At 54.3% G+C, this 22,691-nt stretch carries 21 protein-coding genes; 10 read left to right on the top strand and 11 right to left on the bottom strand.

Translation table 11 applies throughout. From position 1 onward, the window contains the following. From ACF8AM_RS16470 to ACF8AM_RS16455, 4 genes are all read left to right on the top strand, one after another. Nucleotides 1–1,633 (top strand): arylsulfatase (locus ACF8AM_RS16470; RefSeq protein WP_392556686.1); only part of this gene is annotated, 1,633 nt, incomplete at its 5' end. Continuing rightward, entirely contained in the window at nt 1,633–3,594 is a 1,962-nt protein-coding gene (locus ACF8AM_RS16465; protein WP_392556685.1) for a sulfatase-like hydrolase/transferase, read from the top strand. The genes ACF8AM_RS16470 and ACF8AM_RS16465, both read left to right, overlap by 1 nt. A gap of 73 nt (nt 3,595–3,667) precedes the next feature. Then, complete coding sequence (locus tag ACF8AM_RS16460; protein ID WP_392556684.1) at nt 3,668–5,155, top strand: aldehyde dehydrogenase family protein; 1,488 nt, start codon at nt 3,668–3,670, stop codon at nt 5,153–5,155. A gap of 45 nt (nt 5,156–5,200) precedes the next feature. Beyond that, nucleotides 5,201–6,493 carry a class II aldolase/adducin family protein gene (locus ACF8AM_RS16455; protein ID WP_392556683.1) on the top strand — a complete coding sequence of 431 codons (1,293 nt, stop codon included), beginning with the start codon at nt 5,201–5,203 and terminating at the stop codon, nt 6,491–6,493. A 112-nt stretch (nt 6,494–6,605) separates the two neighbouring features. Here ACF8AM_RS16455 and ACF8AM_RS16450 read toward each other — a convergent pair whose 3' ends face one another. Then, nucleotides 6,606–7,478 carry a helix-turn-helix domain-containing protein gene (locus ACF8AM_RS16450; protein ID WP_392556682.1) on the bottom strand — a complete coding sequence of 291 codons (873 nt, stop codon included), beginning with the start codon at nt 7,476–7,478 and terminating at the stop codon, nt 6,606–6,608. Nucleotides 7,479–7,675: 197 nt separating this feature from the next. Here ACF8AM_RS16450 and ACF8AM_RS16445 point away from each other — a divergent pair, with 197 nt between their 5' ends. From ACF8AM_RS16445 to ACF8AM_RS16430, 4 genes are all read left to right on the top strand, one after another. Beyond that, complete coding sequence (locus ACF8AM_RS16445) at nt 7,676–8,959, top strand: L-rhamnose isomerase (RefSeq protein ID WP_392556681.1); 1,284 nt, start codon at nt 7,676–7,678, stop codon at nt 8,957–8,959. 86 nt (nt 8,960–9,045) lie between these two features. After that, nucleotides 9,046–10,470 (top strand): purine-cytosine permease family protein, encoded by a 1,425-nt coding sequence (locus tag ACF8AM_RS16440; protein ID WP_392556680.1) that lies wholly within the window; start codon nt 9,046–9,048, stop codon nt 10,468–10,470. A gap of 67 nt (nt 10,471–10,537) precedes the next feature. Continuing rightward, on the top strand, nt 10,538–10,735 hold the full coding sequence (locus ACF8AM_RS16435; protein WP_392556679.1) for a hypothetical protein: 198 nt from the start codon (nt 10,538–10,540) through the stop codon (nt 10,733–10,735). Nucleotides 10,736–11,011: 276 nt separating this feature from the next. Then, on the top strand, nt 11,012–11,365 hold the full coding sequence (locus ACF8AM_RS16430; RefSeq protein ID WP_392556678.1) for a hypothetical protein: 354 nt from the start codon (nt 11,012–11,014) through the stop codon (nt 11,363–11,365). A gap of 108 nt (nt 11,366–11,473) precedes the next feature. On the opposite strand, the gene ACF8AM_RS16425 is transcribed toward ACF8AM_RS16430, so the two are convergent. Continuing rightward, nucleotides 11,474–12,325 carry an alpha/beta hydrolase gene (locus tag ACF8AM_RS16425; RefSeq protein ID WP_392556677.1) on the bottom strand — a complete coding sequence of 284 codons (852 nt, stop codon included), beginning with the start codon at nt 12,323–12,325 and terminating at the stop codon, nt 11,474–11,476. A gap of 74 nt (nt 12,326–12,399) precedes the next feature. Continuing rightward, nucleotides 12,400–12,681, bottom strand: a complete 282-nt coding sequence (locus ACF8AM_RS16420; protein ID WP_392556676.1) for a hypothetical protein — start codon at nt 12,679–12,681, stop codon at nt 12,400–12,402. Between the two features lie 393 nt (nt 12,682–13,074). Here ACF8AM_RS16420 and ACF8AM_RS16415 point away from each other — a divergent pair, with 393 nt between their 5' ends. Both ACF8AM_RS16415 and ACF8AM_RS16410 read left to right on the top strand, forming a co-directional pair. Then, nucleotides 13,075–13,995 (top strand): EcsC family protein, encoded by a 921-nt coding sequence (locus ACF8AM_RS16415; RefSeq protein ID WP_392556675.1) that lies wholly within the window; start codon nt 13,075–13,077, stop codon nt 13,993–13,995. Between the two features lie 166 nt (nt 13,996–14,161). Then, nucleotides 14,162–15,400: an AI-2E family transporter gene (locus ACF8AM_RS16410; RefSeq protein WP_392556674.1), complete on the top strand. Its 1,239-nt coding sequence runs from the start codon at nt 14,162–14,164 to the stop codon at nt 15,398–15,400. An 11-nt stretch (nt 15,401–15,411) separates the two neighbouring features. Here ACF8AM_RS16410 and ACF8AM_RS16405 read toward each other — a convergent pair whose 3' ends face one another. The 8 genes from ACF8AM_RS16405 to ACF8AM_RS16370 all read right to left on the bottom strand — a co-directional run. After that, on the bottom strand, nt 15,412–15,783 hold the full coding sequence (locus ACF8AM_RS16405) for a response regulator (RefSeq protein WP_392556673.1): 372 nt from the start codon (nt 15,781–15,783) through the stop codon (nt 15,412–15,414). A 247-nt stretch (nt 15,784–16,030) separates the two neighbouring features. Then, the gene (locus tag ACF8AM_RS16400; RefSeq protein ID WP_392556672.1) at nt 16,031–16,504 is read right to left on the bottom strand and encodes a chemotaxis protein CheX; all 474 of its coding nucleotides are present in this window, start codon (nt 16,502–16,504) and stop codon (nt 16,031–16,033) included. A gap of 81 nt (nt 16,505–16,585) precedes the next feature. Further along, nucleotides 16,586–17,425 (bottom strand): CheR family methyltransferase, encoded by an 840-nt coding sequence (locus tag ACF8AM_RS16395; protein ID WP_392556671.1) that lies wholly within the window; start codon nt 17,423–17,425, stop codon nt 16,586–16,588. Then, the gene (locus ACF8AM_RS16390; protein ID WP_392556670.1) at nt 17,425–18,561 is read right to left on the bottom strand and encodes a chemotaxis response regulator protein-glutamate methylesterase; all 1,137 of its coding nucleotides are present in this window, start codon (nt 18,559–18,561) and stop codon (nt 17,425–17,427) included. The genes ACF8AM_RS16395 and ACF8AM_RS16390 overlap by 1 nt, the downstream gene beginning before the upstream one ends. Beyond that, nucleotides 18,558–18,932, bottom strand: coding sequence for a response regulator (locus ACF8AM_RS16385; RefSeq protein ID WP_392556669.1), 375 nt, complete (start codon nt 18,930–18,932; stop codon nt 18,558–18,560). The genes ACF8AM_RS16390 and ACF8AM_RS16385 overlap by 4 nt, the downstream gene beginning before the upstream one ends. Nucleotides 18,933–19,063: 131 nt before the next feature. Further along, complete coding sequence (locus ACF8AM_RS16380) at nt 19,064–21,589, bottom strand: PAS domain S-box protein (protein WP_392556668.1); 2,526 nt, start codon at nt 21,587–21,589, stop codon at nt 19,064–19,066. A 71-nt stretch (nt 21,590–21,660) separates the two neighbouring features. After that, complete coding sequence (locus ACF8AM_RS16375) at nt 21,661–22,098, bottom strand: chemotaxis protein CheW (RefSeq protein WP_392556667.1); 438 nt, start codon at nt 22,096–22,098, stop codon at nt 21,661–21,663. 44 nt (nt 22,099–22,142) lie between these two features. Then, nucleotides 22,143–22,691: chemotaxis protein CheW (locus ACF8AM_RS16370; protein ID WP_392556666.1), on the bottom strand; the 549-nt coding region annotated here is incomplete at its 5' end.

Here is a 22,691-nt window from a genome sequence, read left to right as displayed (position 1 = left end):
GCGGAATCTGATTTGGGTGATGGCCGTCGCTTGGATGGGCGTGACCTGCAATCCTTTGCTGGCATCCGATCGACCAAACTTCCTTGTGATCCTGGCCGATGATCTGGGGTATTCAGATCCTGGATGTTACGGCGGTGAGATTGCGACTCCTAACTTGGATGCCCTGGCAGCCGGAGGTTTGCGATACACACAGTTCTACAACACAGCGCGGTGCTGGCCGACACGAGCGGCGGTGATGACGGGGTACTACCCACAACAGGTGCGTCGCGACAGCATGCCTGGGGCGACGCGGCAATATGGCGGCGGTGGAAAACGTCCCGAGTGGGCTCAGACGTTGGCCGAATACCTTCGTCCGGCCGGGTATCGAACCTATCACTCGGGCAAGTGGCACATCGACGGAAAACCAACCGACAACGGATTTGATCTCTCCGACGAAGCCACCCGAAGCCCGGGGTTCTTTGACTCGATCCGGAAAAAGAATCGCGATCCGAAGTTCTACCGGACGACCGCGACCGCTCAGCATGCGATCGATTGTCTGCAGGAACACGCGAAGGAACATTCCGATCAACCGTTCTTTCACTTCCTTGCATTTCATGCCCCTCACTTCCCTCTGCATGCGTTGCCGGAAGACATCGATCGTTATCGCGACCGCTACATCGCCGGTTGGGATGCGTTGCGAAAAGAACGCAAACAACGCCAGCGTGAACTGAGTTTGAACGTTGGGCCCCTGTCACCGATCGAGCAAGAAGTTGGTCCGCCCTATGCCTTCCCCGATCAAATCAAAGTGCTCGGCGAAGGAGAGGTCACTCGCCCGTTGCCATGGGAGGAACTGACCGGAGAGCAACAACAATTCCAAGCAACCAAGATGGCGATTCATGCGGCCATGGTGGATCGCATGGATCAAGAGATCGGGCGTGTGCTCGCTCAGCTCAAAGAAATGGGCCAGTACGAAAACACTTGGATCTGTTTCCTGTCAGACAACGGTGCGAGCGCGGAGATCATGGTCCGAGGCGAAGGACACGACCCTTCCGCATCACCCGGATCGGCCGCGACCTATTTGTGCTTGGGGCCTGGGTTCAGCAGCGCGGCCAACACCCCATTTCGTCGGCACAAAACATGGGTGCACGAAGGGGGCATCTCGACGCCGTTCATCGTTCATTGGCCGGACGGAATTCGTGCAAAGAACGAATTGCGAACCAACCTCGGACATGTCATCGACATTGCACCGACCGTCTTGGATCTCGCCCGAGTCGAACGGAGCAAGACCAGCGGCCCACTGATGAGCGGCCGAAGTTTGAAGCCGTCCTTTGCCGACGACAATGCGTCCATCCACGACGAACTGTGGTTTTATCACGAAGGCAACTGGGCACTGCGACAGGGGGATTGGAAGATCATTCATTCCAACATCTCTCGCCCCTTTCCCTGGTTGCATTCCGAAACCGCGGCCCATGAGTCAAAACAAGACGGGGATTGGCAACTTTATAACCTGGCCCACGATCGAGCTGAACAAAACGACATGGCGGGACAACATCCTGAGCGAGTCCAGCAGATGGCGAATCGTTGGTGGGAACGACGCGATCAGTTTTTGCAAGATTCGATGAGCAATTCAGACCGTTCCAGGCGAGCCAACTGATGTTGAAATCTGGAGCTCTTCTCATCGGTGCTTTGTCGATCGTCCTGTCCATTGAATCCAAGGCGTCTGCAGCGGACAAGCCGAACGTGTTGCTCATCATCGCGGACGACGTGGGCTACTCGGACCTTGGCTGTTACGGCGGAGAGATCGACACACCTCATTTGGATCAGTTGGCTTCCGACGGGGTTCGATTCAGCGAATTTCACGTCAACCCGATGTGTGTGGTGACTCGGACGAGCCTGATGACTGGGCACACACATTCTCAATCGGATGACTATCGACGCTCACTACCGGTGGCACGTCTGCTGAAGCAGGCGGGCTACGCGACTTCGCTCGCTGGCAAGTGGCACCAACCTGGCAATCCGCTGGACGCGGGCTTTGACTCGTTCTACGGATTCCTCGGTGGTGCGATTGACAGTTGGACAGGTTTGGAAAACGGCAAGCTCGCAATTCAAACGGACCGCGACTCTCCCCAGCCGGTCAGCGAGGGCTGGTACAGTTCGGACGAATTCACGAACCGTGCGATCGAAGAAATGGATTCTGCACAAAAGCAGGGCAAACCGTTCTTCACCCAAGTCGCGTTCAATGCGCCGCACACACCGCTTCACGCACCACGTGAGAATGTTGAAAAGTACTACGAACGGTACCGCGCGGGTTGGGAAAGACTGCGTCGAGATCGCTACGACCGGATGATTGCGATGGGGCTGATCGACGAACGCTACGTGATGTCCGAACCGGATGCTGAAGTTCGTCGTTGGGACGAACTGCCAGCATCAATTCAAGAGCAGGAAAGCCGACGAATGGCGGCCTACGCCGGGATGCTGGATCGATTGGACTGGAACGTTGGTCGCTTGCTGCAACACTTGAGCGACCAAGATTTGGATGAAGACACCCTCGTCATCTTTATGGCGGACAATGGCGGCGCTTACGGCAACGGCAACATCCACACCTACGACCAACAAATCCCATGGGAGCCCGGTAGCAACGCGTTCGTTTCCAATGGATGGTCTTATCTGAAAAACACACCGTTTCGCTGGTACAAATCATGTGCTCAAGAGGGCGGGGTGTCCGTCCCTTTGATTGTGCGTTGGCCGATGCAATTGTCGGGACAGGAAGGTTCCATCCGGAAACAGCGATTGCACGTCACGGATCTGTATCCAACGCTGCTCGAATTAGCCGGTGCGGAATATCCCACTCATGATGGCGACCGCGAACTGGAACCGTTGTACGGAAGATCGTTGTTGCCATTGCTGCGAAACCCAGATCTGCCGAATCTTGCAATTCACGACGAGATGTTTTGGTGCTTCAACCAAACCGGCAAAGCACTGACCAAAGGCAACTGGAAAATTTCCAGCATCAGTGACGGACCATGGCGACTGTACGACATTCAAAACGATCCGGCTGAGTCACAAAATTTGGCGGCAGAACACCCTGATGTGTTGACGGCGATGAGCGACGCTTGGTTTCAGTTTGCCCTTCAGCGCACAACGATGCCAGCGTCTTGGCGTTCACCGCTGAAGGAGTACCAGGAAGGTTGGGGATACCACCGCATTCGCATGATCATGCCCGCCTACGAGCGTGCCGTTCCGGCGATGTCCGCGATGGATGTTCCTTGTGACACGGATCTGAGTTTCCAATTTTCAAAACCGATACGGTTTGCGAATTCAACCGGCAAAACCCTTCGTTTGTACGAGGCCAGCGACACCCAAACAGTGGTCTGGCAAGCGGACCCAGAACCAGGTCATCCTGACGAAGGCACTCGGCAAATCACATTCACCAATCTTCCCCGGTTGAAGCCAAACACGACTTATTTCGCCCTCTCGGATCCCGGATGGATCACAGTTGGCAATCAACCCGCCGGGGCTTTGAACGATGGAGCGTTCTGGTACCGGTTTCGAACGGGCCCCGCCCACCCCGGTGTGTTGGATGGGCTCCCCGTCCAACGCCCGCTGCCTCGATGAAGTCCATCGACAATCGTTGTACACTGCTATTTCACCCCATTTCACCGCAGAGAAAGTTCGAGCGAAAAAGAATATGAGCGTCGCAACCCAACACACATTGCTTCCCGAAGTTCAATCGTTCCTGGATCAATCGCCCTTGGCGAGCTTCGTCGGCGGAAAAGCCTTCCCGAGCGAACAGGGAAACACACTGGCAACGATCGACCCTGGCTCGGGCGATCAGCTCGCTGAAATCCACGATTTGAATGCGGCCGAGGTCGACCGCGCGGTGGAAGTTGCCAACGAAGCGTTTCCCGCTTGGGCTGCTTTACCCCAAGAGAAACGCAGCAGCATCCTGCTCAAGCTCGCCGATGCGGTCGAAAGTCACAAAGCAATCATCGCCCAAATCGAGGCTCTCGATGCCGGCAAGATCGAAGCCCAAGCCGCCGGCGACGTGCAGAACTTCGTCGACACGATGCGTTACTTCGTCGGCCTGTCCGAGCAAGTCGCAAAACGCACGAAGCTCGATGTGCCTGGACACGACGCATACACGGTCAAACAACCTTGGGGTGCCTGTGCCTTCATCTTCCCATGGAACTTCCCGTTCTTGTTGATCGGTTGGGGAATCTCGCCAGCATTGGCCGCCGGCAACACTGTCGTCATCAAACCCGCCGAAGACACTTCGCTGTCTGCGATCTACTTGGCTCAATTGGCCAAAGAAGTCGGTGTGCCGGATGGCGTGATCAACGTCGTCACCGGTCGAGGTGCAACGGCGGGAGCCGCCCTGACCAACAACGCTGAAATCAAACGCATGTCGTTCACCGGTTCGCCCGAAGTCGGCCGCTTGGTCGGTGAATCTTGCGGACGCAACTTGGTGCCAGTCAAGCTGGAATTGGGCGGCAAGGGTGCCGCGGTTGTCTTCGATGATGTTGATGTCAAAGCCACCGCGCAAGCCTTGGTTGGTGCAATCACATTCCACACCGGACAAGTTTGCTGCGATGCAACGCGTTGGTTGATCCACGAAAACATCTACGATGAATTCGTCTCCGAGTGCAAACAGTTGATGGAAAAAGTCCGCATCGGTCACCCACTGGATCCAAACAGTGACATGGGCCCGGTTGTGAATCCGAAACAACGCGAACGTGTTCTTGGGTACCAAGAAAAAGGCACCGCAGGAGGCGCCCAATGCTTGTGCGGTGGCGGTCCCGCAACGGTCGATGGCCTGAACGGAAACTATGTCAAACCAACGTTGTTGGCCGGACCACTGGACAACGTCGCCGCTCGCGAAGAGATCTTTGGCCCGGTGGCTTACCTGGCGAAATTTTCAGATGAAGCGGACGCGATCGCGAAAGCCAACGACACCGACTACGGATTGGCCAACAGTGTTTGGACGACCGACGCCGAGCGAGCCAACCGGGTCGCCGAAGCGATGATCGCTGGCAACAGTTGGATCAACGCTCACAACGTGTTCGCACACGGTGTCCCTTATGGCGGAGTCAAGAAAAGCGGCATGGGCGGCGGCGTGCTTTCCCCTGAAACGCTGATGGATTACTACCGCAGCACGTCGGTTGTCCGGCCTTTGTAATCGTCTCCGCTGACCTTTGATCGAACCTTCACCGACGGGAATAGAATGAGCCATTCGCGAGATGTCCAACATCCACGGGACCGAATCATGCAAACGATGGATCGGATCTATCGTTACCGCATGACGACGACTTCGGGCGGCAATCTGTCGATCCGAGACAGCGAAGGCAATATCTGGATCACGCCGGCGAGAGTCGACAAAGGCAACCTGACTCGGAACGACATCATCTGCGTTCGCGCCGATGGATCCGTCGATGGCCCGCACCCGCCATCCTCGGAGTTCCCGTTCCACAAAGCGATCTACGAAGCCCGACCGGATGTGAAAGCGATCGTGCACGCTCACCCGGTCGCGCTCGTCGCTTTCAGCATCTGCCGTGGGACACCCGACACGCGGTTGTTCCATCAAGCACACAGTGTTTGTGGCAAAGTCGGTTTCGCACCTTATGCCTGCCCGGGGACGGAAGCTCTCGGTGCCAGCATTGCAAAGCAGTTCGAAGACGGGTGCGACAGCGTGATCTTAGAAAATCACGGCGTCGTCGTGGCCGGGGAAGATTTCGCTTCCGCTTTCCAACGATTCGAGGCCTTCGAATTCGCGGGCAAAACGTTGATCAAAGCCAAACAAATTGGTGAGGTTCAATACCTCACCGATTCACAACTGGATCAGGCGGCACACCGGAGCGTTGATTTCATCAGCTATCAACCGCCCTCGGCCACCACGCGAGAACAAGAATTGCGACGGCAACTCTGTGAGTTCGTGCGGCGAGGTTGCCGCCAGCGATTGTTGATCAGTACCGAAGGCAGTTTTTCAGCTCGCTTGAAAGACGATTCATTCTTGATCACTCCAACGCAGCGAGACCGTGAGTTGTTGCGGGCAGAGGACTTTGTGCTCGTCAAAGGCGAGTTTCGTGAATACGGAAAACTGGCCAGTCGCGCTGCCAACGCTCACCGAGCGATCTACGAAAAACACCCGCACGTGCAAGCAATCGTGTTCGCTCACCCGGTCAACGCAACTGCGTTCAGTGTCACCAGCGTGCCATTGGACGTCCGTACGATTCCTGAAAGCTACGTCTTCCTGCGTGATGTGGCTCGTGCTCCCTACGGTGTCCAGTATTCAAGCGATGAATCCATTGCCGACTATGTGTGCAGTCGCAACCCAGCCGCGATTCTGGAAAACGATGGCGTGTTGGTGACCGGCACCACCGTCCTGGACGCATTCGATCGCTTGGAAGTGCTCGAATCCACCGCCGAAGCCGTGATCAATGCGAAAGCCATCGGCGACGTGTCGGTGATGCAGCAAGACGTCATCGACGAACTGTGCGAACAGTTCAACCTGGCGTGACTCTCATCGCTTAGCAACGCGTGAACAACAAGTCACGATTGTAGCGATGTGGCGCAAGCCGCCCGGTGAGGAACCGGAGGGCTCGCGCCCTTCCGCTACGTCAACGTGGTTCTTATCGCATTTGCTTTCTATATTCGCGAGGCGACAAGCCAAGGTGGGTTCGGAACTGCCGACTGAAGTAGTTGCTGTCCGAGAAACCAACATCGAAGGCGATGTCGGTAATCGATCGATCGGTGCTGCGCAGCAGGCGACTGGCTTCTTGAATCCGCACCTGGATCAAGTACTTGATTGGGGAAGTCTCCATCGTGCCCTCGAAAGTGCGAATGAAATTTCGACGAGACATTCCCGAAATCTGGACCAAGTCATCCAGTGAGATCGGACGATCAAAGTGCCGCTGGATGTGCGAAATCGCTTCGGCGATGCGAAGCAATTTCTTGCTCTCCGGATTGCGTGTTCGACTGTAACACCTCGAAAGAAACGTGACCAACTGCAACATCGTCAGTGTCGCCATCGTTCGAAAGCCAGCCGCACGTTGCTTCAACTCTTGATCCAACGATTCGACATATCCAAGCGTCTCGATCAACTCCGCTGGATTGAGTTGCAAACGACTGGTGAACTGATGCCGTTTTCTCCAGGCTGGTTCGAGTGTGAACAACGCATGGTAACCAGACAACGATTGCAGATCGCCAATCGAAAGTGGCAACTCAAGCGGATCAAACAAGATATTGATCAGACTCAACTGGTCCATGTTCAGATAGTCATGCGGTCGGTCGCCACCGATCACAAATGTGTCACCTGTCACCAGTTCGTAGCTGTCTTCGCCGGTGATATGCACGCCTTTGCCGCCGGTGATGATGACGATCTCAGCGAACTCGTGACAGTGCAACCCAAAGGGTTCTTGCGGGTCACGCCGTTCGACCACGATCGGAAAGCCATCGGAGTGAAACCAGTCCTCTTTTTTCAGCGTTGGAATCAACTCGGTCATGGCTCTCGGGCACCTTGGACTGGAGTTTTGGCCTGATTTGGCTGTTTCAGAAAAGCAATTCCAGGTGGCACGATTGTCTTGTTATCGGCAAGAATGTCAAGGTTTCACGTTGTTCCCCCCGCTAGGCTAAGGAAAGATCGGTCACATCAAAAGGCCGGACAGAAATTCACACCGCCCTTAGATCAGGCATTGAGATCATGAATCGAGCTGGCAATATCGAGAAGGCTTTTCAGTTGGCCCGAGAGGAATACCAGGCGATTGGGGTCGATGTCGATTCGGCTTTGCGACGCATGCGAGACGTCGAAATCTCGGTTCATTGCTGGCAAGGCGATGACGTGAAGGGCTTCGAGGGCGACGACGGTGCACTTGGAAACGGGCTGGCGGTGACTGGCAACTATCCGGGTCGCGCTCGCACGATCGATGAACTGCAGAGCGATTTGGAATTGGCCTATTCGCTGATCCCAGGCAACCACCGACTCAACTTGCACGCTCTTTATGGCGACTTCAAAAGCCGCGTCGATCGTGATGAGATTGAGGTTGAACACTTTCAAGGTTGGATCGATTGGGCTCGCGATCAAAAGGTCCGGTTGGATTTCAACCCAAGCTACTTCTCGCATCCCAATGCGGCGGATGGCTTCACGCTGGCTCACGCGGATTCCGGCATTCGCCAATTCTGGATTGATCACGGCATCGCTTGCCGAAAGATCGCCGCCGCAATGGGCGCGGCTCAAAACAATCCCTGTGTCAATAACTTCTGGGTTCCCGACGGATTCAAAGACGTGCCCGCCGATCGGAAGACACCGCGAGAAAGACTGGCTGCTTCGTTGGACTCCATTTTCGCAACCGAGTATCCCGCCGAACAAACTCTCGATGCCGTCGAATGCAAACTGTTTGGCATCGGAAGCGAAAGCTATGTGGTCGGCTCGCACGAGTTCTACATGGGCTACGCGATGTCTCGCAACAAAGTCCTGTGCCTGGACGCGGGCCATTTCCATCCAACCGAAACGATCTCGGACAAGATCTCCGCGGTGATGATGTACGTTCCTGAATTGTTGCTACACGTCAGTCGCGGTGTTCGTTGGGACAGCGACCACGTGGTCACGTACAGCGATGAACTGCAATCGATCATGCAAGAAGTGGTTCGCGGTGATTACCTCGGACGCGTGCACATTGGATTGGATTTCTTCGACGCTAGCATCAACCGCGTGGCGGCTTGGGCAATCGGAACTCGCAACGCATTGAAAGCGGTTTTGGCAGCCATGCTGGAACCAACCGAGCAACTGAAAAAGCTGGAATTGGAAGGCGATCTGACCGGCCGTCTCGCGTTGATCGAAGAACAAAAGACGCTCCCTCTGGGTGCCGTTTGGAATCACTATTGCCAATCGGTCAACGTACCCGCGGGAGCGGATTGGTTGCAGAACGTGCGGGAATACGAGAGCAAAGTGTTGTCGCAACGAAGTGACAACTCCGCTTTGGTTTGATCGCCCCCGCCGACAAATTTGCGGTCGTGGCGGACCGACAGGCAGACGACGGTGAAGTGACCGATCTTTAGCACTCGAGAGAATTGATGAGCGAAGAAAATTCAAACGCGGGCGGCGAATTTGAACGCGAACCCGTTCCCGAATCCGCACCAATGGGAAACGGGAAGTTTTGGGGGATGTACGCCGGCGAGCATGCGGCGGGCACCGAGTTCATGATCGGGCCGTTGTTCCTCGCTGCGGGAGCGAGCCTGTCCGATTTGCTGCTGGGGCTTTTGCTCGGCAACTTGCTGGCCGTGCTGACTTGGCGATTCCTTGTGGTCCCGATCGCGATGGCCAAACGTTTGACCCTCTACTACCAACTCGAACGGATCGCCGGTGGTTCGCTGGTCAAGTTCTACAACTTGGTCAACGGATTGCTCTTCTGCTTTCTCGCCGGGGCGATGGTCACGGTCTCCGCATCAGCCGTGGGAGTCCCCTTTGATATCAGCTTCGACGTGCCTGAGAACTTCTTTGGTCTGAGCAATCCATCGTTCACATTGTTGGTGGTCATCGTCGGAGCCGTGATCACCGCAGTTGCAGCCGGCGGCTATGAACGCGTAGCAAGATTCGCGAATATCGCGGCACCGTGGATGATCGCTGTTTTTGCATGCTGCGGAATTGTTTCTCTGTCTCAGATGGGTGCCACCAACGCATCGGCATTGTCGGAGGGCAAGTTTTGGTCCGATGCAATCGCGTTTGTTCAAGAAAAGAATGGACCGGGTACATTCAGTTTCTGGCAGATCGTGGTCTTCGCTTGGTTGTGCAACGGGGCGATGCATTTCGGGATGTCGGATCTCACGATCTTCCGCTTTGCGAAGAGCAAGTCCTCTGGTTGGGCGCCCGCAATTGGAATGTTTCTCGGACACTACATGGCTTGGATCGCGGCGGCTTTGTTGTTGGCCGCGTTGATCAAGTTGCAGCCTGCTTTGGTGGTCGGCGATGACGGCAAAGTCACCGCGAATCCTGGGTTGCTTGCCTACCAAGCGGTCGGATGGACTGGGATCATCTGTGTGGTGATCGCGGGCTGGACGACCGCGAATCCAACGATCTACCGTGCGGGACTCGCGTTTCAAGGGATGTTTCCCCAAAGTTCGCGAACCGCGATGACGCTCGTCGCCGGTGTGGTTGCGACGATCGCTGGAGCGTTCCCCAACCTGTCGGCTCAACTGCTCGATTTTGTGGGCACGTATGGAACGGTCTTGGGAACGATGGGAGCCGTCATCTTTGTCGACTTCTACTTGATTCAGAAGTTTGGCCTGCGAGCCGAGTACGCGGCGGTCACCGGGGCTCGCATTCACAGCGCTGTCTTGATCGCATGGGTGCTGCCCGTGGCCGTGGCACTGTACTTCATCTTGGCGAAGGGATTTTTTGCGGCCTATGCAGTGATCCCATGTTGGTTCACGTGCGGCGTTCTTTACTTGCTGATCAGCAAGATGACGCAGCGTGCACCGGCTGATGAATCGCTTTCCTGACGATCACTCGCGTTCAAATCACCTTCCACTCACTTTTTCACCCCAAGAACACAACCGTGATGTCGCCATGAAGAACTTCGCCAAAATGATGTCGCTGATCACGCTTTGCATGATTGTTGTTCCGTGTTCGCTACTTTTTGCTGGTGCGATTGCACTTCCGATGGTCAAATCCATCGCGTTGTTCGGCACGATCGGATGGTTCATCTTCACACCGATTTGGATGAGTCGGCAATTGCCTGTCGACGCGTCAGAAGTTGAGATCTAGCAAGGCGAACACCGACGCCGGTGCCAATTCGATCAACGACGCCGCTTTCTAAACCTGTTTTCGCGAACCTTGGCGTGGTGAGATCGGTCCATGGGGCAAGGAATCCGATGCGACTCGGATCATTCTCCTGACGACAATGATGTGCCTTTCGCGAAAGATGAAACGATGCGAGTTTTACCATCCTGTTTTGCAACGAAATCAGGTTGCGAGTGATTTCTACTTGCATGCCTGACAAGAACGATTTGTCCCCAACAACTGTTCACACAATGCGAAACAATGAGAACCACATCCGAAACCCAGTCGGCGACGAACGTCGCTGCGCGAGTCGCGGGGGAAGACATCCAAAAGGGTGACTTCATCACCGTTCTAAGCGAGATCTTCGAAGTTCCTTCCTTTCTTTGGAACTGCGCGGACGTGTCGTTGTCACCGGACGAACCCGTGCGAACTCGCTATCTATCAACAGCCAACGGGACCCCTTACAAGGTCACCGTGGTCTGCTTGCCGTTTGTCTACGCCAAGCGACCTCGTGGATCGATCGTCTGCTTCGACATCCGACGGCACGAAATGGTGCGTTTGGATCGCGAAAGCGGTCAATCGATTTGGAAGCTGTTGAAGAAAAAGAAGAAGTGAACTCGAAGTTCAGGTTGTCCAAACACAGGGGGGCTTTGCAACTGCTTTTGCAAAGTCTGCCTGTGATGGGCATCTCTCCGATACGGAGGCTCAGTTCGGCACTGCGATCTATTCGATGCTGAGAGCGGCCGTGTCGAGGAGCCAGTTTTCAATCGCGTCATAAACCCGTTCGCGTTCTTCTTCGATCAACAGCGAATGTCGTAGACCATCCAACGAAACGCGATGACATAATCGGCCGGCCTTCTCAACAAACTCGTCCGTGGTTTCCGAATCACAGAGTTCGTCTTCCTCACCGGTCAGCACCAGCAATTTGACGTTCAGCTCTTTCGCGTGGTCGGTCAACCAAATGCCGTGGTTGATCAGTTGGCTGCCGATCCCAATCGAAAGTTTCTCGTGTACCAGATCGTCTTCGGCGAGGTCGCGAAGTGCTTCAGCATCCTGAGTCAATTGTGTCGGTTCAATCGACGCTGATAAACGAATGTGCGGGATGAGCTTGCCGGTTAACCACGCGGCAAAGGCTTGCGGCCGCGTGGGTGGATTGGGTGGCAGGATCATCGGATTGGTAACGATTGCGCGCCTCACGTATTCGTGATCACGGCCAAGGAGATGATTCAACACCAAGTTTCCGCCCATGCTATGCCCCAACAACACGAACTCAGCTCGCGGAAATTGCTTCGCCGCAAATTCGAGAGCGACGGTAATGTCATCGACCAGCGTGCCGAAACTGGGAGCGTCTCCGCGAGCACCAGGACTCTGACCGTGACCATGTTGATCATAGATGACCACCCCACGGTCCAGTGCCAGCATGCGATCAACGAAGTCGTCGTAGCACCCGGAGTGCTCGCCCAAACCGTGCACGACGACGAACACGAGTTCGGCGGAGGATGGTCCGGCGCGGCGACAATGAAGTTCGCGTCCGTCGGGAGTTTCGAGTGCTGATTCGTCGATCGCTATAGACATGAAATGAGTGTGGTTGAATGCCGGTTGTGCAAGGAACAAGAAAGAGACGTCGAGAGAACGTGAGTCGGGCGGCGCTACTCTGTTTCTCGATCAATGAACTTGCAGAATCGGCTGAGCTCACCACCGGCGGTCTCGTTCTCGTGCAGGAACGCGAGGTTGGATTCTTCGAACTTGTCGAAGAAGTTTTCCCAACTGATCGTCGACAAAGTGTCGTTGCGGCCTCCGTGAGGAAAATCAATCCGCAAGATTCCAATGCCTTCGTCGGAGTCGGCGGTCGACTCAACTGTCGCGGGAACGCCACCGCGTTCTTGAACCCAGTTGCGAATGGTGTCGTGGTCAGTCGTTTGATTGGCCATCTTTATTCCTCGAAAAGTGTTTGGGACTGCCGATTGCGTTTTGTTCGATCGTGGTCAGCTCGTCCGCGTGGTTTGATGCTTCTGTCAAAAGTCGCAATTCGACCTGCGAGACCACCAGACGTTGACAGCACCAATCTGGACGCAGCACCAAACTGGACGCAACAATCGGATGCAACAATCGGATGCAACAATCGTGCCAATGCAGAGTGGGCGCGGGGTTTGCAAGACGACACAAGGCGACTGGCGTGCGGGCCGTTCGTCGCTTTCAATGATGTGGCGGCGGCAATCCTGCTCGGAAGCGCCACAGTTTTCATTGTCATTTCGCGACGGCTTCGAGCTACTGAGAACGCTTGAGAGCGAGTGTTCGCATTCTCCCATCAACTGGAATCAACCTTGAGCGACAACTTGATCACGGGAAGCCTTCCTGAAGAAACGCTGGAAGAACTGCGTCAAGCCAAAAAGGTATTGGAGCACCACGGCATCGCGGATCGGCTGACCGAGATGATCGGGACTCCGGTGACAGCGTCGTTGAAGATGTTGCCGGACAGCGTCGAGTCGACGATTCATTCGGCAATCGACAAATCTTTGCACGTCGCACTCGACGTCGCACTGCGAACGTTGGGACCAGAGAAAGACGCACGGGGAGCCAGCGTGCGAGACAAACCGAAATTGCTGACGCATAAGTTGCTGGCGGGACTCAGCGGTGCCGCGGGCGGGGCACTCGGCGGAGCAACAGTCGCGGCGGAACTCCCCGTTTCAACGGTACTGATCCTTCGAAGTGTGGCGGATATCGCTCGGAGCGAAGGGGAAGATCTCTCCGATGTGGAAGCTCGCTTGGCATGCTTGGAAGTCTTCGCGTTGGATCCGGGACAGGCCTCAGACATTGATGATGAAACCGAAATCGGTTACTTCGCAGTACGTGCTGCGATGGCGAAGCAGATCCAAGATGCGTCGAAGTACATCCTCAAGAATGGCATCAAAGATTCCGCCGCACCGCCGCTGGTTCGCCTGGTAACACAAATCGGAAAACGTTTCGGAGTTGTCGTCAGTGAGAAGGCGGCGGCCCAAGCCATTCCGATCATTGGGGCGGTTGGCGGAGCCTTGATCAACAGCTATTTCATTGATCACTACCAAGGTCTTGCTCGCGCACACTTCACGATTCGTCGTCTTGAACGAACACACGGTCAACCACTCATCCGTGAAGCTTATGGCCAAATCAAGCTTCGCCAACGCCCGCGACGCGTCCTCACCCAAAGCTCCAAGCCCGATGGTCGCGAATTGACCACTGAGGATGATAACGAAACGAATTCATAGCATTGAACCGCCGTTTTCGTGGGTTCGAACGCTAATGCACCTGGTTGTTCACCTAGCAACCGATTGCGGTACAGACTTTGCGTTCCCATCTGGTCAGCGAAGAATGACGAGCAGCCATCGAGGCTGATTCCACTCTCCGTATGACCACCATGGAAACACAGAAATCGTGAATACAACCGCCCCAGTGGAAGACGATGACGTCCCGACTGAAAACCGAGCGGGGTTGCTTTCCATGCGAGTCTGTGCCGTGATGCTGGTGCTTTACGCACTGTACTACGCACGGTCATTGGTGATCCCCGTCGCGACCGCGATTGTTCTTTACCTGACATTGCGACCAATTGTGCGGCACGCGAAACATGTCGGCGTTCCTGCTCCGGTCGGCGCGATCGGCATTATCGCAGGAATTTTGCTGACCCTTGGGCTGGGAACCTACGTGGTTCTCGAACCAGCCAAGGAAACGATCGCAGCAGCACCGCAACACCTGTCGGTTGCGAAAAGCAAGCTCGCATTCATCACGGATCGCCTGAAAGACGTTGACGAAGCCACCGAGGAATTGGCCGAAACCGAAGAAGTCACGGAAGGCGAAACAGTCAGTGAAAAGCCTGTCCCGGTCGAGATCAAGCAACCCACGTGGACAAGCGGTTGGTCCTACCTGAGCGGCACCGGAAACGTGGTTTCGTTTCTGACCATTTGCATCGCACTGTTGTACTTCTTGCTTGCAACGGGAGATGACCTGTTGCGAAGCGTAATGCGTTCACTGCCCAACTTTTCTTCGCGTCGAAAACTCGTCGAAGTGATTGAAAACGTTCAGGAGGGTTTGGGCAGCTATCTTGCTCAGGTCTCTGCCATCAATGCGGGACTCGGGGTGTGTGTTGCTTTGGTGATGTGGATGCTGGGAATGCCGTCGCCCATCATGTGGGGATTCATGGCGTTCGCTTTCAACTTCATCCCAATCGTCGGTGCAATCGCGGGAGCTCTCATCATCTTTTTTGTCGCGCTACTCAACTTTGAGCCCACGTACTACGCGTTTTTCGTGACACTCGCGTTCATGACACTCACATCACTGGAGGGACAATTCATCACACCAGCGATCTTGGGACGGTCAATGAGCATGAGCCCAGTGCTGGTGTTTTTGTCGATCGTCGTCTGGGGATGGATGTGGGGAATCATGGGCGTCTTCCTGAGCGTCCCCATCCTGATTGCTGCTCGAATGGCCTGTGAAGGCTATGACGAACTGCGTCCATTGGCGATGATTCTCGGTGCAGAAATCCCGGAACCAGATGCCCCCAATCCAAACAATGACGACGCGACAGGTGCCTCGACAGTTGATTCAGAAAAGCAGCATATCCAGCACGAAGCCGTCCCCTCTTCCCACTCACCAATCCCACACTCCGTCAGCCAGTGACAACTCGAACCTCAGTTCGTTTGCTGGGGCAGCACTCTTTCGAGTTTCGTCTGCAACTGAGATTGATCGAATGGCTTGACCAAATAGTCATTGACACCAGCCTGGATCGCTTCCAGAACACGCCCTTTCTCTGCTTCCGTGGTGATCATCATAATGGGAACCTTGGACCCCGTGCCGCGAATCGCATTGACCAATTCCAATCCAGTCATATTGGGCATATTCCAATCCGTTAGAACCAAGTCGAAGTCGTTCCCTTGTTGGAATTTCTCCAGTGCAATCGCACCGTCCGCAGCCTCCACCACGTCATCCACCCAAAGACTATGCAAGCCACGTGCGATGATTTTCCGCATGACGCCAGAGTCTTCTGCCAACAGTACCTTCATGATAACCTATCCGTTTCGTTGAAATTCTAGAGTGAGTATTAGAGTGAGTAAGAGCTTGTTGCAACCCGTGAAACCGGACGTCACAAAAACGCCCGTTAAAAACGGCGTCTCTGGTTGCCGAGGCGAAGACCTCCCCGCAATTCAGTGACACAAATGTTCGAAAACCACGTCGCGGTGGCCCAGGCAGCGAAATCCCCGCTAGGTGAACTGGACAATTGGCCCCCCGCGTCGACTCGCCGATCGTTGCCTATGTGCTGGCAGCATCAAAGTGTCGAATGGACACCGAGAAATCCGAGTCCTCGCTTCGAAGTGCGATGGATTGCGTGTGAACGACATTCGCAAGCTTGAAATCCAAACCTTGTCCGCTCGCGACGCTCGGAAGTGAGAGGGTCGACTGACCTGGCAGGATCGCTTTGATGCTGCCTCCAACCATGTTCGACAACTCTGCGATCGTGTCCTGGATATCTTCCATCGACACGTCCTCCACTGGAACCATGAGCATAGCGCCTGCGGCTTTGCGGCCGAAGTTGAGCGGCGTGCTGATTTCAACGGCTCCCACCCAATCGCCTTGGATTTGAACGCACCCGACAAGTCGCTCGTCGGTGCCTGGCAGGTCATCAGACTGTGTGTCGGCAGCTTCGCACGGCAACTGCAACATGTTGTCGAAGATTGCTTGCACAAGGGCAACTACATAGCTGCATTCAATTGGTTGAATATCCATGAGGTTTCTTTGAATCGTGAAGTGAAAGACGTTCCTATAAGAACGACGCGAAAACGGCTTCTAGGTCGGAACTCATCGCCCCTAGATCGGACGATAGTAGACTGTACGATCTACTTGAGCGCGTTCAAACTCGTTTGTAAGATTCATCGTGTTTTCTGATCCGCCCAAGAACAAACAACCGTCATCCCGGATCCTCTGACGCACCTTCGCCAAAATCTCGCGTTTGGTATCGGGCGTGAAGTAGATCAGCACATTGCGAAGAAAAACAACATCGACCGACATCAAAGTTGCGGGCCAGCGTTCGATCAGATTCACGCTGTCGAACTTCACCATCGAACGAATTTCATCGTTGATTCGCCAATGCACTCCATCTCGGTGGAAGTATTTCATCAGCAACTGCATCGGAAGACCACGATTGACCTCCGTTTGATTGAAGATTCCTTTCTCAGCTCGCTCAAGAATCTCTGACGACAAATCGGTTGCACGGAGACGGATGTCCCAGTCGGCCAACTGCGGGAAGTGCTCCCGGATCATCATCGCGATTGAGTAAACTTCTTGGCCGCTTGAACAAGCATTGGACCAAATGGTCAGTCGTCTTTCATTGGACCGCTTCTCAATCAGTTCAGGAAGAATCTGTTTTCGCAACAAATCAAATGGGTGAATGTCACGGTAAAAGCTTGTCTCGTTCGTCGTCATTGCATCGACGACAGCTTGCTCAAGTTTACGGCTGTTGGGTTTCCTCAAGGCATCTGCAAGTTCAGCGATGGATCCGAAACCGTGTTCTCGTGCGACAGGGTTTAATCGAGACTCCAACAGATACGATTTACTCGCTTCCAAAACGATCGCCGATTGATCCAACACCAACTTGGCAAGGAAATCAAAGTCGGCTTTTGCAAGCGAGTCATCAGTGCAGGTCGTCATTATAGTGCCCCTCCAGCAACTAGTGATCGTTGGTGGCGTCCATTCATAGCAAGCTGGGTGAGCTCGCCACTGATTTCGCCCAAAGGTAAAATTCGATTGGCCAATCCAGCGTTCGCTACCGCTGCCGGCATTCCCCATACGACGGAGGTTTCTCGGTCTTGGGTGACAATTTGCCCGCCGGCATCGGCGATGGCTTGACATCCAATGAGTCCGTCGCTGCCCATACCGGTCAGGATGCACGCCAAACTGTGACGTCCATAAGACTCGGCAACACTTCGAAACAGAACATCCACCGCGGGACGACAAGAGTTTTCCTGGGCACCTCGATGAATACCAATTTTCGGTGAGGCACCGCTGACGTCCGTCGTCATATGAAAGTCACCCGGCGCGATCCAAACATGTCCGGCGACGAGCGGATCGCCCGCTTTCGCTTCGGCAATTTGCAACTCAGATTTCGAGTTCAGCCGATCCGCCAAGTGCTTGGTGAAAATTGGAGGCATGTGTTGAACGATGACGATCGGAATCGGAAAGTCGCCTGGCAATTGCGGCAGCAGCGTCGACAGAGCATTGGGTCCTCCGGTTGAGACACCAATGGCCAATATGTCGATGCGGCTGACCTGGCCTTTCGGACGAAGGCTGAATTCCGGTGTGGCAGCACCTCCATTCGAACCATTGACCGGTACTCGGAAGCTTTCTCGGACAGGACGAGATGGTGCGAATCTCGGACAAAGAGCTTTGAGCTTGGGAACCATTTCCCCTCGGACTCGAGCCATCGCTTCGGTAACGCTTCCGACATTGGCGGGCTTGCCGACATAGTCATTGGCGCCCCGTTCCAGCGCGTCGAGTGTTCCCTCGGCACCACGCTGAGTCAGTGTGCTGAACATGATGACAGGAAGCGTTTTATTGACCTTTCTTAATTCGGTCAACGTTTCCAAACCATTCATTTCCGGCATTTCGATATCCAACGTCATCACATCGGGCTTCAACGTTGGTATTTTTGCTAGCGCGATCTTCCCGTTCGGTGCCGTTCCCACCACTTCGACAGAGGGATCCTCCGACAAAGTTTGTGTTAGCAACCGGCGGATGACGGTGGAGTCATCGACGATCAGAACACGGATCTTTTTGTGGGTGCTCATGCCGTTGTTCCAATTCCAAGAAGTTCGAGTTTGGAATTGATGCCTTCTTCAGTGAAAGGCTTCATGATGTATTCATTCACACCTGCCATGAACGCGAGAGCCATCCGGCTCATCTCGGATTCGGTGGTGACCATGATCATGGGGATGTGGCTGTTTTCAGCATCAGCACGGACTGCTTTCACAAAATCCAACCCATTCATCTCCGGCATGTTCCAGTCGACCAGAATGAGATCAACCGACTCAATTTTTGCCAGTTCGACAAGGCCTTCCAGTCCATTGCCTGCTTCGAAAGTCTCGTAGCCGAGCGTTTTCATGATGCGGGCGATCATCTTTCGGATCACACGCGAGTCATCAACAATTAGCACATTCATATCGACTTGTTATGCAAGTAGGGTTTTGTGAATCAACAGAGTAGGCCGCCCGAGAGCGGACTGATTTTTTCGTTGGAAAAGCGGCTTGGCGTCGGGCAAGCCAACAACCAAGCCGCCGAATCGGGTTGCGACTAGAACTTGAATCGCATGACCAACTGCTGCAGGTTGGCGGACATCTCCGACAACTCCCCAGCGGCTTGTTGGGTGTTCCCGGCACCTTGCGAGGTGCTTCCCGCTGCGGATGCGACGGAGGTGATATTCTTGGCGATCTCATCAGCACCTTGCGATGCTTCCCCAATGTTCCGCCCGATTTCGTTGGCCGTCGCAGTTTGCTCTTCGACGGCACTGGCGATGGTATTGGAGATGTCGTTGATCTGGTTGATCACTTCGCTAATCTCCCGGATCGCCGAAACCGCCCCGCCGGTATCTGATTGAATCGTTTCAATCTTGCCGCTGATGTCTTCGGTCGCCTTGGCAGTTTCCTTCGCGAGTTCTTTGACCTCGTTTGCAACAACCGCGAATCCCTTGCCTGCTTCACCCGCACGTGCAGCCTCAATCGTGGCATTGAGAGCCAACAGATTGGTTTGCTCCGCGATGGAGGTGATGACCTTGACCACCTTGCCAATTTCCAGGCTGCTCGCCCCAAGTTTGGTGATGGTGTCATTGGTGTCGCTGGCGACGCCGACCGCTTGGTTGGAAATCTTGGATGCCTCGGTCGCGTTGCGAGCGATTTCGCGAATGGCCGAATTCAATTCTTCCACGCCGGTCGTGACCGTTTGAATGTTCTGACTGACTTCGGTCGACGCACTGGAAACGATCTGTGCCTGCGACGATGTTTCCTCGGCGTTGCCGCTCATTTGTGTGCTGACAGCCGACAACTCTTCCGAGGCCCCCGCCAATGACGTTGCGTTCTCAGCGATCGATTCGATGCTTCCACGCAGATCAGAGAAGAACGTCTGCAACCGGGCACCAACTTGTCCGATCGCATCATCGCCGTTGACATGAATTTCTTGGGTCAAGTCGCCATCGGATGCACAGTTCACAACCCCGAGGATCTCTTCAACGTTCTGCTTCAGTTCTTCGCGTGCGTTCACCTGCTCGGTGATGTCTGTTGCAAACTTGACAACCTTGAACGGTTTGCCATTCAGGTCAAAGATTGGATTGTAAGAAGCTTGGATCCAAATTTCTTCACCACTCTTCGTGACCCGCTTGAATTCACCCGCCTGGAACTCGCCTCGGTTGAGCGCGTCCCAAAGTTGTTGATAGTCGGGAGTGGAAGCATATTCCGATGACACGAATGTACGGTGGTGCTTCCCAACAATTTCATCCAACGTGTATCCCAGACCAGCAAGGAAGTTGTCATTGGCGGTGATGATGGTGCCATCCAGATTAAATTCGATGACGGCCTGAGCTTTTCCGATCGCAGCCAGTTGGCCTTCGTAGTCGGCATTCTTGAGACGTTCTTCCGTGACATCTGTCACAATCTGAACGAACTTCGCAACACGTCCCATTTCGTCCTTGACGGGGCAATAAACGCCCTGCAACCAGACTTCATCGCCGGATTTGGTCACACGTTTGACAATCCCGCTTTGAGCATTGCCGGCCTTCAATTCATCCCAGAATTGATTGTATTCGTGCGAGCGAGAAAAGACTGGATCAACAAAGTTTCGGTGTGGCTTGCCGATAACCTCTTCGGTCTGATAGCCCATGATGTCGAGGAAAGTGTCATTGGCCGATGTCACATTTGCGTCGAGATCAAACTCAACAAAGGCGTTGGTCGAGTTGATTGCATCGAGCAAACCGTTGGTGTTGTGTCGAGCAATTTCGGTTTCGGTCAAATCGTAGCGAATACCGATGTATTTTCGTGGTTTGCCATTGTCACCCATGACCGGTGCAATCACAGCATCGACATAGTATGGCGTTCCATCTTTGGCTCGGTTCTTGATGATTCCGCGGAACGGTTTTCCGCGTCCGATGGTCGACCACATTTCTTTGAAGACTTCTTTTGGCATGTCGGGGTGCCGCGTTGTGCTATGCGGGAAGCCAATCAATTCGTCTTCTGGGTACTTCGACACCTCGATGAACTTTTCGTTGACCGACAGGATGTCGCCTTTCAAGTCTGATTCCGACACGATACTCGTCATGTTGACAACGTCGACGTAGACCTGCATCTCTTGAACTTGGCTTTGCAGTTCCTTCTTCTCCGTGATGTCGGATCCAACCAACAAAGTCAACTCAAGCTCACCGTCTTCGTTGTGGATCGGGTGGAACGATAAGTCGATCCAACAATCCGCGTCGTCGGCTGAGATCAGCAGATACTCACCTGCGGAAAGCTTGCCAGCGGGCAAATCCTGCAGCATCTTCTTGTAGGCGGTCTTTGCCTGATTGGTTGTTGGCAACAGGTTTCCGAACGGTGCTCCCACCACGTCCTCCCAAGGTCGACCGAGCAAGTCAAGCATGCGTGCGTTTGCGCTGAGTACGATGCCGTCATGATCCAACTCCATCACCAGTTGAGTCGCATTCAATACCTGTGCGTGAACTTGCGATGTCTTGTCGGCGGATGAATCGGTGTCAACGGCTTTGGATCGTGCAGAACCTTTGGCCTTGCGGGCGGTGTTGACGGCGGTGTCTTTTGCGTTTTCGAGAGTCGTGCTCATTGGAATGGGTCTTTATGTCGGCGTTAGGATTGGATTACAGTTGGTTCGGAAGTTCAGGATCACTCGGCAGATCAATTCACACTGACGTTCATGGCTCTCTCCCGGTCGAGGATCAGAATCAGTTCATCGTCAGTCTTGTAAGCGCCACGAATGATTTCGCTGGCGATCGCATTGAGTGTCCCAGGGGTCCGCTCGAAATTGTGAGGGTCGATCATTTCAACCTCCCCGATGGAATCGACCAGAAAGCTGGTGGTCGTCCCGGAATCGCCTCGCACGATGATGTTCATCGGCAGCTTGTCTGAATCACGATTGGGGAGACCAAGTCGCATTCGAAGATCGATTGCGGTCACAATTTGTCCCCGCAAATTGATCAATCCGCAGACGGAGTTGTCTGCGAGCGGCACCTCCGTCATCTTCTGATAGCGTATGACTTCTTGAACCGACTTGACTTCGATCCCGAAGACCTGATCGTCGAGGTAAAAGGTGCAGATTTGGTCGTCTTCAATCATTTGATTTCCCGTGATGTCTTGTATGCTTTTTCGATTTTGGTTGCTTATGCGATCCGATGCCCTGCTGCCTGAATGACGGCTGGCAGGTCCAACAGGTCAAGGATTCGATCTTGAACAATTGCGGAACCGAGCACGCCACTTCCGCTGTGTGATTCAACAAGATCGATGTGAGCGTCGACGATATCGATGATTCGATCGACCACGACTCCGAAGCTGCGGCCTTCCTCCGAATGAACCACCACTTGGCAGCTTTCATCTAAGTTGTCATGTTCCGCTCCTTCTTCCCCAGAGAGCGAAGAATTCATGCCACCGAATTGGTTGCGAGAAATCCCCAGGATGGACGCGAGGTCGATGAGAGGAAGAATCTTTCCGCGATACTGAATCACGCTCTTGTTGTCTGCTTCTTCAATCAGATTTTTCGCAACCTGTTCCAATCGAGCGACTTGGGACATCTGCATCGCAACTTGACGTTTCGGCCCGACGCCAAGAACCAACAGAGACTGCGTCTTGCCAGCCCCTTCTGTCGAGTTCTCTTCGTCTCGCCCGAGATTACGGGAACCGCTGGATTGCAGAACACGTCCTCGTTGGGCAAT

This window comes from Rhodopirellula sp. JB055 (genome assembly GCF_043100905.1).
Lineage (GTDB): Bacteria > Planctomycetota > Planctomycetia > Pirellulales > Pirellulaceae > Rhodopirellula.
This window is presented reverse-complemented; position numbering and strand designations above follow the sequence as displayed.

What these genes read in the sequence shown, in the direction of transcription:
- ACF8AM_RS16465 (WP_392556685.1), top strand. Translation starts at nt 1,633, where the DNA reads ATGTTGAAATCTGGAGCTCTTCTCATCGGTGCTTTGTCGATCGTCCTG.
- ACF8AM_RS16460 (WP_392556684.1), top strand. Translation starts at nt 3,668, where the DNA reads ATGAGCGTCGCAACCCAACACACATTGCTTCCCGAAGTTCAATCGTTC.
- ACF8AM_RS16455 (WP_392556683.1), top strand. Translation starts at nt 5,201, where the DNA reads ATGAGCCATTCGCGAGATGTCCAACATCCACGGGACCGAATCATGCAA.
- ACF8AM_RS16450 (WP_392556682.1), bottom strand. Translation starts at nt 7,478, where the DNA reads ATGACCGAGTTGATTCCAACGCTGAAAAAAGAGGACTGGTTTCACTCC.
- ACF8AM_RS16445 (WP_392556681.1), top strand. Translation starts at nt 7,676, where the DNA reads ATGAATCGAGCTGGCAATATCGAGAAGGCTTTTCAGTTGGCCCGAGAG.
- ACF8AM_RS16440 (WP_392556680.1), top strand. Translation starts at nt 9,046, where the DNA reads ATGAGCGAAGAAAATTCAAACGCGGGCGGCGAATTTGAACGCGAACCC.
- ACF8AM_RS16435 (WP_392556679.1), top strand. Translation starts at nt 10,538, where the DNA reads ATGAAGAACTTCGCCAAAATGATGTCGCTGATCACGCTTTGCATGATT.
- ACF8AM_RS16430 (WP_392556678.1), top strand. Translation starts at nt 11,012, where the DNA reads ATGAGAACCACATCCGAAACCCAGTCGGCGACGAACGTCGCTGCGCGA.
- ACF8AM_RS16425 (WP_392556677.1), bottom strand. Translation starts at nt 12,325, where the DNA reads ATGTCTATAGCGATCGACGAATCAGCACTCGAAACTCCCGACGGACGC.
- ACF8AM_RS16420 (WP_392556676.1), bottom strand. Translation starts at nt 12,681, where the DNA reads ATGGCCAATCAAACGACTGACCACGACACCATTCGCAACTGGGTTCAA.
- ACF8AM_RS16405 (WP_392556673.1), bottom strand. Translation starts at nt 15,783, where the DNA reads ATGAAGGTACTGTTGGCAGAAGACTCTGGCGTCATGCGGAAAATCATC.
- ACF8AM_RS16400 (WP_392556672.1), bottom strand. Translation starts at nt 16,504, where the DNA reads ATGGATATTCAACCAATTGAATGCAGCTATGTAGTTGCCCTTGTGCAA.
- ACF8AM_RS16395 (WP_392556671.1), bottom strand. Translation starts at nt 17,425, where the DNA reads ATGACGACCTGCACTGATGACTCGCTTGCAAAAGCCGACTTTGATTTC.
- ACF8AM_RS16390 (WP_392556670.1), bottom strand. Translation starts at nt 18,561, where the DNA reads ATGAGCACCCACAAAAAGATCCGTGTTCTGATCGTCGATGACTCCACC.
- ACF8AM_RS16385 (WP_392556669.1), bottom strand. Translation starts at nt 18,932, where the DNA reads ATGAATGTGCTAATTGTTGATGACTCGCGTGTGATCCGAAAGATGATC.
- ACF8AM_RS16380 (WP_392556668.1), bottom strand. Translation starts at nt 21,589, where the DNA reads ATGAGCACGACTCTCGAAAACGCAAAAGACACCGCCGTCAACACCGCC.
- ACF8AM_RS16375 (WP_392556667.1), bottom strand. Translation starts at nt 22,098, where the DNA reads ATGATTGAAGACGACCAAATCTGCACCTTTTACCTCGACGATCAGGTC.